Source organism: Novipirellula artificiosorum (assembly GCF_007860135.1).
Taxonomy (GTDB): domain Bacteria; phylum Planctomycetota; class Planctomycetia; order Pirellulales; family Pirellulaceae; genus Novipirellula_A; species Novipirellula_A artificiosorum.
Map to the genome: position 1 here is coordinate 173765 of NZ_SJPV01000003.1, position 14230 is coordinate 187994.

Sequence of the window (14230 nt, forward strand, 5' to 3'; positions counted from 1 at the left end):
AGATTTGGCTGCACTTCTGCTATTTCGCCATGGTTTAGCTCCAGGTGTGTCGTTTGGCTCTAGCCAGGTCACGCCCTGTTAGAGGCAGTTTTGTGGTAAACAGACGATCGTCGCCATTGAAGGAGCGGGCGAACTTCGTATTGATTGGCACGATTGCGGAGACGTCCGTGCCAACCAAGCTTGGAACGTCGCAACCAAGCCCATGGAGTTCGGGTGCATCGAATGGGTTGCGGTCCACTAAGGTGTGAGGGCCGAGTTTGCCGGGAGAGAGCGTCTTTGGCATTCCGTCGGCGGCGTTAGGGCTACTTGCCAGACCGGGAACACACTGGCCCAAATCACCGATTCGGCCACCATGCTCGACACAGTGGTCTTTGCCCACCAATTGGCTGCCCCACGTAACCGCCAAATCGCCACCAACAATCTGTCCATGATGTGCGCCAGCAACGTCGTAAATCGTTCGTCCAGCACCTTCCTGTAGCGGATAGCTCGCAACAAGATTCTCGCCATTGTGAATGCGAAGGTTGCACAACTGGCCATTGAAAAAGTCCGACGGATTGGTGCCGTCGTATTCCATACCAAGTTGAACGCTGTCACTTGCAAGTGGATCGATCGGAACAAGTGTGCCGGTTGCAACGAACCCATCGACGACCAGCGTACTGGTTCCCGATTTGTTGGCGACCAGATCAAACGTGTGCCAATTCCCATCGTTGAAGTTGCCAACGACGGTCAGTCCGTAGATGAATTTGGAATTCACACTGATAGAACCGATCCCGCCAGTGCCCGCACCCACGGTTGCATTCAGGTAGACAACCAGCATGTTATCACCACTGGCGGTGTTTTGTCCGTAGATTGCTTGGAGCGAGTTAGAATTGCTTCGAAACTTGCCACTAACCCGAATCGAAGTCGCCCCGCTGAGGCTGGATGCGACCTCACCAATATCCACATAGTTAGTCGCCCCACTGAGTGTCACGCAGGGAACTTTGGTTGCGATCGGTAGGGGCGATTTTCCTGTGTACTGCAGAACGCCGCCCAAGGCATTTGTGTTTTCATTGATGGCTGGGATCACGAGGCTTTTCAAACTGCCCCACCAACGGAAGCCATTGTCGTTGCCCGATGCTGACCGGAGTGTCCAATCGCCAGGTTTGGAGACGCTGAAGTTCCGCATCGCCCCTGCGAGGTTGTAATCGGGAGTGGCTGCGAAACCGGTTCGAATGGCGGACCACTGTGATACGTCGAGTCCGGCGATTTTGACATGAACCCAGTCACCAGTAGAAAGTGCCGCTTGGACCTGCATACGGTTGGACGAAAGGTGTTCCACGCCGTCGATCAACAGGGAGGTCGCAGACGAATTCCCGAAAGTAGCCGAGGTGCTGTCCACCGCAAAGGCTACGGCATAGGACGATCCATTGAAGCAGAGTAGAACACCTCTTGGGTCCGTGGTGAGTAAGTCGAACTCAACCGTAAGGCCCGTTTGGCCTGCTGCCTCAGGGGGAAACACCACGCAGTCGTGAGGACTGGCGGCGGGAATGTCGACGGCGATTGAACAACCAATCGAATTGGATGGATTTGGAACATTGGATTCAACCGCGTGGAATGACGCTTGGTCGATTCCGCTTAGTTGAAGGTGATGTCCGTTGCCTGATGAATCGTAGCCGATTGCCCCCGATTCTTCGTTACAGTGGTAGCTGGCGACCAGCCCATCAATGTCGATGAGCCCGTCGCGAAGGTTGATCGCTTGTTGTTGGGTTTTGCTTTGATCAAAGACACGAATGTCACGTAGTTGCCCGCCGAAGTATTGTTGCTGGATCCACGATCCAATCGCGAAAACCGTCGCCGTTGGATCGATTTCAAAAGGCAGCGTATGAGTTGCCAGCACATTCCCGTTCTTGTAGCAGACGACGCCCGACGGCATTGACGTGACGAGGTAGTGACTCCAGACCTGCAAGTCTGTTTCCGTATTGACGTCGATGTATTTGCTCGATCGCTGATAGATCCGTAGCCCCATGCCGCCACCGTAAGGATCAAACAGGTAGATGATCGTGGAGGTTGTCTTGGTTTCGTTTCCAATCGAGATTGCTGCTGGCACGACCGTGTAGGCACCCGACGTACTTCTAGCGAAGAGTGAGATCGTCCAGGATGATTTCCCCGCCAGCTGGGTTGCGACGGAACCACAACCGGCAGAGTCGTCCACTCCGTCAAATTCCCAGCATCGCCCACTTCTTGGAACTCTCAGCGATCCATGCGGCTCGAGTGGCGTTAGCACTTCGGTGCCGTCAATTGCCGTGTAGGGTTCGGACTTTGACTTCCCAAGTGCGTACTGCAGCAGAGTCGGCAACTGAAGCGGGCTCCACAAACGCTGCCTCGCGTGCAAGGGTGCTTTGAACGGTTGGGCCAATAGTGATAGGCTTCGCTGGGAGTTCACGCTTCGGCTCCTTCCGGATACTTTCGTTCAAACTTGCGAATCGCAGTCGAAACCAGCGTCTTGGCCGCGGTGCGGGTGATGCTGCCGTGTGGCAAACCTCTCAGTTCGGCTTCTTCCATTAGCCAGCCAACGATCGTATCGAGGTTGTCGCGGCATCCATCGGCGCTCCAGTCGTTCATGGTTTCAGCGCGAGTTTCGCACTGGCACGAGTCGTTGGGCTGCGCGAACCAAGCAAGCATCCGCTTCAGTTCCGTGCCAGGCCCAGGCCGGAAGTCGGTGATCTTTAACGTGTGGGTCTCGGGCGGTTTGACACCGGGAAGGTAGTTTTTGAGAAGGTTCCGCAGTGCCGCTGTGTCACGGTTTCGTCGCTTGCGGTGGACGATCGCCATGCCAATGGTGACCAAGTTAACGGCTCTTGGGTTCTCGCATCCCTGGCAATCGAGGCATGCCGCTGCACTCGGCTTGACGGAGCAGTCGGCCATTTGCGTTGCAACCCGACATTGGTTGTCGATCAAGTGAGGGCACTGCATCATCCTGCCATCTCCAACACTTGTCCGTCATAGGACGCGGACTCACTTGGCGGCTCGCCCACCTCGTCGCAATCGGAGTTCAATAACTCCCATCCGCAAGACCAGACCCATACGGAATGACAATCATCACTTCCGCTGCCCGAGCCATCGCTCGGCGGGTTGGAATCACTGTTTTGATTGGAATCGCTCGTCCAGTACGATTCGCTGTACCCGTCGGAGTCACTGGGACGTTCTGACTCGCTCGGTCTGTAGGAGCCGCTTGGGTAGTCGCTTTCGGAATCACTCGGTTCGTCCGAATCGCTCGCTTGATCCGAATCGCTCTGTGACTCTGATCCTAAATGACTCCCGACGTCCGATCCTGATTCACTATCCGATTCGGATGGTTCCGACTCGCTACCACTCTTTGACGAATCACTGTGGCTCGGATCGATCGACAAACTCGAGTCGCTGGTGCTGTGACTTGACGGCTCGCTTGACGAACTTGGTGTGCTTTGTGAACTGTCGCTACTTGACACCTCCGACGAACTACTCAGCGACAGGCTATGGCTCGAATCACTCTCGCTCGATGACGACTCCGAGGGTGATCCCGAATCGCTGTGACTGTCGCTGCTTGACGAACTGCTTGAGCCATCGCAGCATCGGCATCCAATGGTCAGGTAGCTTGATGTATCCTCATGGAAATGACAGACGATTTGTTGGTTCGTCAATAATGCGTAATCACAGACGTTGTAGACCGAGACAATGTTTCCACTCGGTGCCCACGCAGTGCCGCCAAATCTCAGTTCTCTTGCCGCACCCCACGACTTAGCCTTGATCCGCTTGGTTGGCTTGCAAAGAAGGGTTTGCTTAGGCGGCTCGAGTAGCCAGGATCCACGACCGTCGTACGTGACCCCGACATACTGAGTTTCCGCTCCGACAGAACCGCGGATCGGTTGCGTTCCATAGTGGCGAACCGAGACGGTGATCGGGTTGCTACTTGGATCGACCACGGAAACCACATCACCGTCTGAGTTCACATGGTGCAGTTCGCACTGGGACTGGCCCGTTCGCGATCCGACGCGTGCCGGAATGCCGTCGCTGGGAACTTTGGCGAGGTATTTGCTCGGATGCACGTTTCCAATTCGCACCACGGCCCACTGCGGACCGGTCTGTTCCGGATCACGTCGCCACAGTATTTGTGCTGTTCCGTCGGGAGCCGATCGAAGATCCGACACGCTGCCCGAGAGATCGGCCATGTTGTGCCATGATTCAATCACATTGACCTGAGCTACCGCTACACCGTCGACTACAACACGACCGATTCTTCCGGGAGCGATCGGCTCGACAGCCACAGCGATCTTGCCACGATACGATTCCCCGTTCGGCACGACGACACGAAGCGTAGTATCGCGGGCGGCCTTGACCACATCGGTATCAGGGTCGGGTATAACCGACTCCATGGCGACGTTTCCACCGATGGGGATGGTGACATCCGAGTCATTGTAAACTCGCAGCACCGATGCATTCAGGTGAAGGCGGTCTTGGCGCGGTGCCGCTCCATCGAACCGGGACTGGGCAACGGCGTCGGCAGCACGCAGCAGACGATTGTATTCGGCTGCCTTGATCTTCAGCGGATCACCGGGGTTGACGCGACGCGCGGTCATTACAAGCCCCCCTCGCCGAGAGCCAGCAGATCAAAATCCCCCGTTGGATAGACTTGCTCGACATAGGCTGCAGCGGGAACACGCAAAATCCGATCGCCTACCAACGCTTCTTCGTGTTTGACCCACAGATAGTCCCAGCCACGTTTTTCGACGACCAGAATATTGCCGACATTGAAATTCAGCTGATTTGGCCGGCAGGCGAACTGGTACGTCAAGTCAACATTGTTCTCTTCGTTCTCACCACCCTCGGCGCCAAGGAACAACACTTCGCCGGCCGAGAATTGGCCCCAGCCCGAATCGTTAACGCAGCCCGTCAACCGAAATAGGGTGTTCAGATAGGGGACATCGACGGTCTTGAACTGCCGGCGCAGTTGAAACTGGAGTGCTGGAATCGTGATGTCGACACCTTGCACGGAAGTGTCATCAACACCGATGGCCCCCTGATAGTTAGCGGTAGCGTAACCGGGCGCAGCGAAAATGCCCCGGGTCACAAGGGATTGGTTCAGGTGCGTCGTACCGCCAGTGGTACTGAAACTGGTGGGAGTTTCCAGTTGAGAGCGAATGCTCACGTCCACATGGCATAGCTTTTCGGCAACCTGAGTTGCCTGGATATCAAACTTCGATGGATCCAGTTTTTGAGACTTCAGGTATTCAACCATGGCTTGAACCGCCTGGGACGGTTCAATGTCGTATTCACCGCGGGTCAGCCAGCGTGTGGATTCACCAGTGAGCCTCCCTCCATAGGCTTCATGGTCGAGCGGACGCTGCTCAACGGCGATTCCATCATCGCTGATAAAAAGGCTCATGCGAATGACAAGCCTCCATTGCGAGTCAAGCGGACGAGTTGTTCCGTGTTGGTAGCCGTTTGCAGAATGGCACGCTTCATCTCTTCGCTGAAACCGTCGTAACCAACCGACGCAGACTGCAGGTTGGATGTGCTTGCCGAAATCGCGGCATCGAAGCGACCCAAATTCCTAGCGGCCGATTCAAAAGCTGCGTTGATGGATTCAATATCCACCGCGGGGAATTCCGAAACCATGGATTCGTCGAGTTCACCCGGCGGTAAGGAGGGCTCTTCTTCGGGTGTGAGCTTCAACAGTGGTGCTGGGACTCGCTCGATGAGCGCATCATCCTCGGGAGCAAGCATCGCCATTGGCGGGACATTCGACGCGCTGCCTCCCAATCCCAGGCTGCGAGCATCAAATTCACCGGCCACCTCGGAACGTACGTTTTCCAGATCGGGACCTGCGGCGAACTGATCGATCGACCGTTTTGCGCCGCGATCAAGGCCAAGTCGCAGGTCCTTGTCTTCTGGCAATTCAAGATCTGGAGCGCTGATTTCCGGAGATTTGGGAGCCTGAGGTGCCGGCGGCGCCTTTGGGATTGCGGGATCGGACTGTTCAGCACGACCGACTTCATCGCCGGTGGCATCTGCACCGACCTGCTTGGCTCGCTCAACGGCTGCATCAAAATCGGCCTGTGCCTTGTCAATTGCCGTGCCACCATCGTTTTGACTGTCATCTTTACTCGGCGTTCCCGCTTGTGAGTCCGCACGCATCTGATCGAGTACGGCTTGCACCCCCGCAGTCGTATTGTCAATCGTTTGTTGGCGACCTGACTGATTCGCCTCGTTCTGGGCGAATTGCATGTCCCTGGATTGATCGACGACCGCATTCCTGGCATCAGTCTCTTGGTCGATCGCACGCATGTCGGCGTCAACATTCTGGCCTTCGCGGGCTTTTCGACGAGCGTCGAGTTGCTGCTGGATCCCTTCCTGCATCTGTTGGCGGTTCGCTTCAATCTCCGCTTTGCGCTGCTTTCGCTTCTGTTCACGCTGCGAAATCCCTTCGAGACGTTTCTGTTCGTCTTGGCGATCCGATTGACTTGTCTCCGCGTCGATCTTTCGCATCTCGGCGTCGACGTCAATGTCCTCGTCAAACAGCCCCTTGAGTTTGATCCAGGCTTTCCGTAGAAACCCGACCGTCGAATTCCACATCGATTTGACTTGCCCGACGAAGACCGTCCAAGTGTCCGTCAGATAGTCAACCGTTTCCACCCAAGCGGTTTCAACACCTGCCAGAGCATTGACCAGAACGCCACCAATCTTAACCGCCACATCGCCAGCGATGTCAACCAATTCATGAAGTTTCAAAAACCCCTTCTTGAGGAATCCGATCGTGTTGTTCCAGCCTTTTTGTACCGCTGAGGTAAGAATGGTCCAGCCATCGGCCATGAATCCGAGGGTGCTGTTCCAGACGCTGACGAGGCCGGACAGCGCAGCAATCATCACATCGCCTAGAGCGAATGCGGAGTCCGACCATGCCTCGGCGATGTACTGGGTGAAGTCTGTCCAAAGGTTCTTAATGTAGGTCGTCCCTTTGACCCACTGAAGCTTTAGGTAGCTCCACATCACATCGGTTGCCGCCGTGATGTCTCCCGCTTTCAATGCGTTAGCGATCGCTCCAAATGCGGCGAGCGTATCGGCCTTGAGCGTTTCAAACACACCTTTGAGATACTCGATCGCTTTTCCGGCGATACCTGTGCTGTAGAGGAAGTAGGCACCAAGTGCAGCAACGGCTGCGACAACGGCACCAAGAGGCGTGAATAGTGCTCCCACCATCGTGACAATGACACCGATTGATGCACCGATGAAGGAGAAGATCGAGGCGAGTCCGCCAACCGCAAAAGCTGCGGCAGCAGCGAAGGAGCCGAGAGTGAACAGCGCTGCGCCAATGCCGATAATCGCCACGACACTCGCTGCGGCGATTTTCACGACACGTTGGTTCTTGCCAATCCACTCGACCAGTCCCGACGCGGCTCGCGAGAAAGCCTGGATCATCGTGGTCACGCTCCCCTCAAGTGATTCACCGATGGCAATAGCAACCGCTTCGATCGAGCTTTTGAGAATCCGGAAGGCACCCCCAAGTCCGCCTTCCATTTCTTCGGCCGTCTTTTCAGCGATCCCGCCTGCCTTTTGCAATTCCTTATAGAGCTCTCGCGTATCGGCAACACTTTTGCCGATCGAACTGGCGGCGGTGATGCCAAGCAGCCCAAAGACCTCGTTGAGCTTTTCGGCTTTCTCGGCTGTGCCCATGTTCTCGGTCGCTGCGGCCACTTCTCCGAGCACATCAACCAGCGAACGAGCGTTCCCTTCTGCGTCTTTCGTGGTCACACCGAAGACCTTGTGGAACTTTTCGCTCTCTGCAGCACTGATCGTGAGCAATCGGCGCATCGCACTACCGGCCGAGGAGCCTTGAATCCCCATGTTGCCGAGTGTGCCGAGGATTGCGAGTGTCTCTTCAAGACTCATGTTGGCGTTCGCAGCCACGGGGCCGGCATAAGACAACGCTTCGCCCAGCGACTCAACGGTGTTAAACGACTTGTTGGCCGCAGCGGTCAGCCCATCGGCCACACGGGTCGCTTCGCCAGCTTCCATTCCGAACTGTCGAATCGTGGCTGCCATGATGCCGGATGCCTGTGTCGCATCGGTCCCGGTGGCGCGGGCCAGGTTCATGACCGAGGCGGTCATCCGCTCGATTTGGGTCGGATCGAAGCCTGCGCGACCAAGTTCGGTCATCAACGATGCGACTTCGCTCGCCGAAAAGCTAGTGGTTGCTCCGAGTTTCTTGGCAGTATTGCGAAGGCTTTCGAGTTCCCCTCCCGTAGCCTGCGTGATCGCAGCCACACCGCGCATCGCATCATCGAATGATGAAAAGACTGCAACACTGGCGGCCAGCGGCGCGGCTGCGGCCGTTCCGAGTCCCATCAAACGAGTGCCAAGTAACCGTGTCGATTGACCAAAAGCCTGCAGCCGTTTCTGCGCAGACTGCAATCCCTTGAGGAATTTTGAATCCCTCGTGGTCAGCTCGACATAGGCGGCACCGGCTCGGACTTGGGACATGGGAGGAAGCAGTTAGAGGATAGTCTTTAGGATGGTTACAAGATTCGTTACTTGATTGCCAACTCAAACGCTTTGCTTGTCTCTTCAATGCAAGTCACGCCTACGACTACTCCACTCGCAAGAAGCGTTTGCAAGATGCAACCCATATCCATTGCGAGACTCTCGTTGATGGCGAAAGCACCTTTGATTCCATCCATTTCACCGTCGATCTTAAAGCTTGTCCTCAGTGTCCTGTTGCTTCCGTCATCGCATTCAAAATCAAGCTCAATTTTCCACTTCTGCTTTACCACAATTGATCTCCTTCGGGTAATATTTTGCTCTAAGCAGCTTTGCGGCTTGCTCAACACTTGCTTTCGCAGGAATTGGTCGATTGACGACATAGGGATTGAAATCGTCTGGCCTAAAAGGTTTCCGGCGTCTGCGGCGATCTCGGTTGATCTCGGCTTGCAGAGCCATCAGGCTACTGGTGAGCGTCCAATGATGTTGTCTCGCCCCATCGGCCATCCATACGAGTTGGCGAAGCGTTAGGGGGCCTGGGTCGACACCGACGATTCCGGAGAGGCGGAAGACGAGTCGCTCGATGTCGGCACCGCTAGCTTGCGTTCCATCTCCTCGATCACGTTGTTCACCAGGGTCGGATCGTCCAGTCGCTTCTCGATCGCTGCCAAACCCCGTGTCTCGATCAGCTTCTGCTTCTCCGCCGCCTTCCGCAGAAGACGGCGGCGGTCCTCCGGGAAGTAGGCAAGCAGTGCCTCGAGCAATGCATGGGTGGCGTCGGCAATCACATCGCCGGCCAATCCTTCGCCAAACGCTTCGTCCGAAATCTCTTGCTGGTCCGCTTGTGGCTTGCAGGTGGCGTAGAGTACATCGCCGAGTAGAAGTGGGTCGCTTGATAGTTGTACGACAAGATCGCCATCGACGGCATCGAGCAAACGAATGCCAGTGAGCGATTTCACGCGGCGAAGGGTCGTGTTGTCAATGTCGACGATCCAAACGCGACCGCGACGGTCAGCGAACTTTTGCATTGGGTTTCCTTACCACAATAGGCTGAAATTAGGTTCCACCACCAGAAGCGTTCATGCCGGTGCCACTCGATGACTGAGTTGGCTTGAGCGTCACATCGGCTGAAACCACCTCTTCGAGACTCTGGTTGACGTTGAATCCCATGCATTCGCATGTTAGGTCAAGCGTTCCACCGGCGTCACTGACCGACACCTCGCAGGGATCCCCCGACATGAACAACGCCTGCAGGGTCGCGAATGAAGTGTCACTCGTTTTGTTGAGCACCGTGAATTCGATCGATGCGTCCTTGAGCGTTCCCACCGTCGCTCGCCAGCCATTGCTCGCTCGCGTCGATGCGTCGGCCTCTGCCTTTTCCAGATTAACGGTCAAGTCCTTGACGTTGGTGATCTCCGCACCGTCGATCGACAGCGTCGCATCGAGACCGAGTACAACTTCAGCTGGCATGATTTGGTTTCCTTAGCGGATCGAGTCTTTCCAGAATTTTGGAAGCCTTGGCGTCATGGCGACGAGCGCTGGTCGCATGAAGGGTCGCTTGGGGTAGTGGCGAACCAAGTTGTCGCTAGCTCGTCGAGCGTTCTCTTCGGCGATCAATCGTGTCGCTCGCGCTGCTTGTGCTTGGGTTTTGAGTTTGATCCGCTGGTATTTGTCAGCGTATCGGTAGGTTTGAGTGCGGCCTGACTTGGTGGTGCGCCGAACGATACGACCTTTGCGAATAGGGCCAAAGTCGCCAACACGAAAAGTAGAGTGAACGAGTTGTCGCTTTCCACTGGTTTTCGTTCCGCCATGCTCGTGTAGTTCCCACAGTTTCGATGCGGTGACTCGCACCGGCCCCACGGCCACGTCCTGTTTCTGCTTACCCACGTCATAGCGAATCGTCCGTTTGATGTTGCCGGTTTGCGTATGGGGGGCGGTTCCTGGACGGGATGGGCCTTTCTTTCGTTTGATGCTCCGACGCGCTGTCAAGCGAATGGCACCACCGGCTTGACCGAGCGACCGAAACGTCGCGTTTTTCACCTTTTTCTTTAGTTGCTGACCATCGAACTTGATGCGGACACGAAGTCCGATCATTTCGACAACTCAAACGTCAGCGTCAGTAGACTGGTGAATTGGTTGAATTGCTGCCAATGTTCCGATGAGTACAGAACAGAGTTTTCGACCTTGACGCAGCGAGCCGCGACGTACGAGTTGAGCCGCTTCAGGCGGAAGTAGTCGGCGATCTGTTCGACGAACATCACCAGCGGATCGATCTCTTTGGCATCACCTTTGGAAAACTTCTTCTGGATTGCGATATCGATGGTCGCATGAAGCTTGTTTGACACTCGATCGAGTGGCAGGTATTCCACCTCACGAGGCACGATAGTAACACGAAGCTCCTTCACGTCTTCCAAGTCGAAATCGGGAACGTAGAGACGTTCTGACTTGAACTTATGAGACAGCTCTGCCGCATTGAGCTCGGCGACGATACTATCGGCAATTTGCAAAACGGTCGCATTTGCGGTGGTGGTCAAGCGATGGTCTCCACTTGTTTGGTATGAATTCGCAGTTTCAGCCGATAGGGATCGCTGTAACGCCAGGGAGGGTCGCCTCCGAGAGACATCACTTCAAAGACGACACTGGGTTCGCCCTCTTCGACAATGCGATCGCCACGGCGCGGAAGGGTGCCAATCGCTGATAGCAACAGATCGGTGGTGTTGATCAGGTAGTCTCGGACTTGGCATCGAGTGATCGCCCCCTCGCCGTCATCTTGTTGATAAGCTGAGTTGCCGATCGTCGCTTGCAGCTCGACGCCAAGTTCACCTCGGCGATAGATGACTTCGCGCGAGGCATGCTCGGTCAGCCTTTCACTGAGCCACTGTTGGCCGCGCTGGAGCATGTCGCTCATCGAGCGCGAGTCCGGCGGGTGGTTTTGCGGGGCGCAGGAGTTGGCGGAGGGGTAGGATCTTCAGGTTCTGCAACCTCGCGATCACGCAGCTCGCGAGCCGCATTGTCCACCCAGCGACTCAGCGTGGATGCTAAGGTTCGAAAACCAAGAACACCCAAAACAACGATCAGGATCAGCCAGGGGAGAACTTGAGTGAACGACGGGATGGGCAACCGATCCATTAGCCAGTCACGAGGTCTTGGAATCAGTCGGTTCTCAGGTTCAGTTTGCTCCCGATTCCAAGGCAGGCTAGGAAAGAGTCCACTCCCGCCTCGGTCTTGACCGAATTGCTCTTGGCCATACGGCTGTTGCTGTGGCGGGCAGTCTCCCCCAGGCGGGCACTGGCCATAAGCAGAGAGCGGCGGCGGTTCGAGCCGCGGACCTTCTGGTGTGACTTCACTTTGGTACAGCAACATGATGTCATCGCTGCTGCCCGTTGTCGGAACCCTCAAACGGCTCCGCGATGAATCAGGCTGAACGGCAAACGAGTCGGAGTACTTGAGCACAATCCCACCCGACTCGGGAATGGCGTTGGGTTGCTTGTCAGGCACGGGCGCCGGCACTGCCTGCGTACTGACTGGTTCTGCTCCTTCGGGCGGGACAAGCAGCACTTCACCGGTGGTTCGCTTGCCCAGCAGTCCCGACCAGATCTCCTGATGCGTCATTGCGATGCCGTACCCGTGCGTCTCGCCACGCCCATCGTAGCCATGGCCACCGTCGTCACTACTCCGCCATGCGATCAGGCCTACAATTTTGGGGACTTCCCCAAGCACGTCGAAGATCGCAGAGCCTGACCTCCCACCGGCTGGCATAGGGACAAAGTGGATCGTATCCCCACCGTTGGTGTTGCGACGAAGAGCGAACCCCTCAAAGGCGGTCGGCCAGCGGCCAGCAGCGCAACCCACCGAGAATATCGCCCGGTAATCGACTGAGTCCTGTTCACCGGCAAGGGGAATTACGGGGGGACGGTAACTGCCAAGCGTCTGTTTGGCGACCCGCACGACCGCGATATCTCGATAGGCTCTGGGGATGTAGGCCACGGCAACGGTTTGTCCCGTGACGGGGCGCGATTGATGCCCGTCCTTCCAAAACTCGAGCGACACTTGATTCCCAAGATCGGTTCCAGCTACGTGGGCATTGGTCAGGACGTAGAAGTGATCTGCAGATTCACGGAAGACGGTGCCGCTGCCCATCGAGTTGCCATTGCGGATCCTCACCGTTGCTTCGCGGCAGCGATCATGCAGGTCGCTGGCCATGGCACAGGTCGCGAGCGATCCTAACATAAGCGAAAGCAAGATCGCCTTGGTGGTCGAACGAATCGAATCACCGACGATCCAGGCTGCCAGCAAGATGGTTGCGAGCAGCTGAATCTCGAATGGCAACAGCAGGATGATCAGTAGCACACCCAGGGCAGCCCAGAAGAGTCGCGATTCGATCAGTTTCTTGAACATATCACTCATGGAACGGTGGATCCGCAAATACGAGAAAAGAATCGCAACACCTGCACGCAGCCAGTGAGCAATCATTGGCTAAGCCGCGTTCGTACCGTTTCGGTCCCCGTTGCAGCATCATGCGTTGCTTTACCGAGCAGCTTGTTGCCGGTGGCTGTGGTTGCGACCTGAGAGTTCGTGCTATCCCAGTACAACTTGGTCCCTGCTCCGATTGCTGCGGCGGAGTCTTTGACGACATCGAACACACCCTCGACAGAAACCGCCCCCAGGACATTGGCCTTGATGTCGTGCTTGGTGATACCGACCAGATCGCCTTGAACGACGACGGTGCCAGCGGGCGTGTCTTCGGTGGGCGTGTAATCGACTGCCGCACCTTGTTGAACGAATTCAGCGTGTGACATTTACGAGACCTTCTTTGTGTGGTTAGAGGTTGTGACTAGAGCGTCGAGAACCAAATCCTCGACAGAATCCATTTCCCAATATGGGATGCGCAGTAGCGTTAGTGCGTTTTCGCGGGTGAAACGTGACTTAATTTGATCATGTCTCTTCGTTTGTTCGAATTTCGCTTCTCCACCCCAATAGTTAGAGGCTTCGTAGTGCTGTTGTCCGTCAAATTCAATCGCCAGTTTGTGTTCGGGCACATAGAAATCGAAGGGTAATGCTCGCTTGGATTTGCAGTTAGCGAATCGATGTTGCTCAAGGAAGCCAATACTCAGTGCCATTAGTGCTTCACGGACGCGTCTCTCTCCCTCGGACTCGCTGCATGTTGGGCAGCCGTGACCCCGCATATGATTGGCAACCGATTGCAAAAATTCGCCATGACTGGGGCAAATGATTTTGATTTTCGAATACTGGTTGATGTGGTTTTCAAGCTGATAGTCGTACCGATACGGACCATGAGTATTTGCCACCGCCTCGACAAATTCCCAGAACGAAAGGCGTCTCTCTCGCTGAAATCGTTCAAAACAACACCTCTCGCAACCACGTCCGGCGATGTGGCGTGCGGCCGTCATCATGAAACCGCCATGCTTCGGACAAAAAATCTTTACTTTGCTTCGTGTACCACGGTAATTAACGAGTGTGTAGTCGTACTGGTCACCGTGAATGGCAACCGCACGCGAGATAAATTCCTCGCGTGTCATCTTTAGCGTCGCCTTCAAAATCACTTTTAGACATTGAGAACATCCACCCGATTGGGTGTGTAAATGAGACTTTGGTGTCGTGCAAAAAACACCGTGGTCGCGACAGGTGATGCGGATCGGTTTCGTAGATCCCCTGTATCGACACGAGTCATAATTAAACCTCGCCTCGTGCTTTGCGATCGCTTTCTGCTTAAACT

General features: G+C 55.6%; 14 protein-coding genes. All 14 read right to left on the reverse strand.

From position 1 onward, the window contains the following. Positions 1-34: 34 nt before the first annotated feature. Positions 35-2422: a LamG domain-containing protein gene (locus tag Poly41_RS10130; RefSeq protein WP_146526062.1), complete on the reverse strand. Its 2388-nt coding sequence runs from the start codon at positions 2420-2422 to the stop codon at positions 35-37. After that, a complete protein-coding gene (locus Poly41_RS10135) occupies positions 2419-2955 on the reverse strand; it encodes a hypothetical protein (RefSeq protein ID WP_146526063.1) in 537 nt (178 codons plus the stop codon). Before Poly41_RS10135 ends, Poly41_RS10130 begins: the two co-directional genes overlap by 4 nt. Then, positions 2952-4595: a hypothetical protein gene (locus Poly41_RS10140; protein WP_146526065.1), complete on the reverse strand. Its 1644-nt coding sequence runs from the start codon at positions 4593-4595 to the stop codon at positions 2952-2954. The genes Poly41_RS10135 and Poly41_RS10140 overlap by 4 nt, the downstream gene beginning before the upstream one ends. Next, the gene (locus tag Poly41_RS10145) at positions 4595-5401 is read right to left on the reverse strand and encodes a hypothetical protein (protein ID WP_146526066.1); all 807 of its coding nucleotides are present in this window, start codon (positions 5399-5401) and stop codon (positions 4595-4597) included. The genes Poly41_RS10140 and Poly41_RS10145 overlap by 1 nt, the downstream gene beginning before the upstream one ends. Next, the gene (locus tag Poly41_RS10150) at positions 5398-8496 is read right to left on the reverse strand and encodes a phage tail tape measure protein (protein WP_146526068.1); all 3099 of its coding nucleotides are present in this window, start codon (positions 8494-8496) and stop codon (positions 5398-5400) included. The genes Poly41_RS10145 and Poly41_RS10150 overlap by 4 nt, the downstream gene beginning before the upstream one ends. 47 nt (positions 8497-8543) lie before the next feature. After that, positions 8544-8786 (reverse strand): hypothetical protein, encoded by a 243-nt coding sequence (locus tag Poly41_RS10155; protein ID WP_146526069.1) that lies wholly within the window; start codon positions 8784-8786, stop codon positions 8544-8546. 234 nt (positions 8787-9020) lie between these two features. After that, on the reverse strand, positions 9021-9521 hold the full coding sequence (locus Poly41_RS10160) for a hypothetical protein (protein WP_146526070.1): 501 nt from the start codon (positions 9519-9521) through the stop codon (positions 9021-9023). Positions 9522-9549: 28 nt separating this feature from the next. Then, entirely contained in the window at positions 9550-9963 is a 414-nt protein-coding gene (locus Poly41_RS10165; protein WP_146526072.1) for a hypothetical protein, read from the reverse strand. Positions 9964-9975: 12 nt separating this feature from the next. Further along, complete coding sequence (locus tag Poly41_RS10170) at positions 9976-10587, reverse strand: hypothetical protein (RefSeq protein ID WP_146526073.1); 612 nt, start codon at positions 10585-10587, stop codon at positions 9976-9978. Beyond that, complete coding sequence (locus tag Poly41_RS10175; RefSeq protein ID WP_146526076.1) at positions 10584-11027, reverse strand: hypothetical protein; 444 nt, start codon at positions 11025-11027, stop codon at positions 10584-10586. Before Poly41_RS10175 ends, Poly41_RS10170 begins: the two co-directional genes overlap by 4 nt. Next, positions 11024-11401 (reverse strand): hypothetical protein, encoded by a 378-nt coding sequence (locus Poly41_RS10180; protein ID WP_146526078.1) that lies wholly within the window; start codon positions 11399-11401, stop codon positions 11024-11026. Before Poly41_RS10180 ends, Poly41_RS10175 begins: the two co-directional genes overlap by 4 nt. Beyond that, positions 11398-12966, reverse strand: a complete 1569-nt coding sequence (locus Poly41_RS10185; RefSeq protein WP_146526080.1) for a S1 family peptidase — start codon at positions 12964-12966, stop codon at positions 11398-11400. The genes Poly41_RS10180 and Poly41_RS10185 overlap by 4 nt, the downstream gene beginning before the upstream one ends. After that, the gene (locus tag Poly41_RS10190; RefSeq protein ID WP_146526082.1) at positions 12963-13292 is read right to left on the reverse strand and encodes a DUF2190 family protein; all 330 of its coding nucleotides are present in this window, start codon (positions 13290-13292) and stop codon (positions 12963-12965) included. The genes Poly41_RS10185 and Poly41_RS10190 overlap by 4 nt, the downstream gene beginning before the upstream one ends. After that, positions 13293-14033 (reverse strand): PDDEXK family nuclease, encoded by a 741-nt coding sequence (locus tag Poly41_RS10195; RefSeq protein ID WP_146526083.1) that lies wholly within the window; start codon positions 14031-14033, stop codon positions 13293-13295. Between the last annotated feature and the right edge of the window lie 197 nt (positions 14034-14230).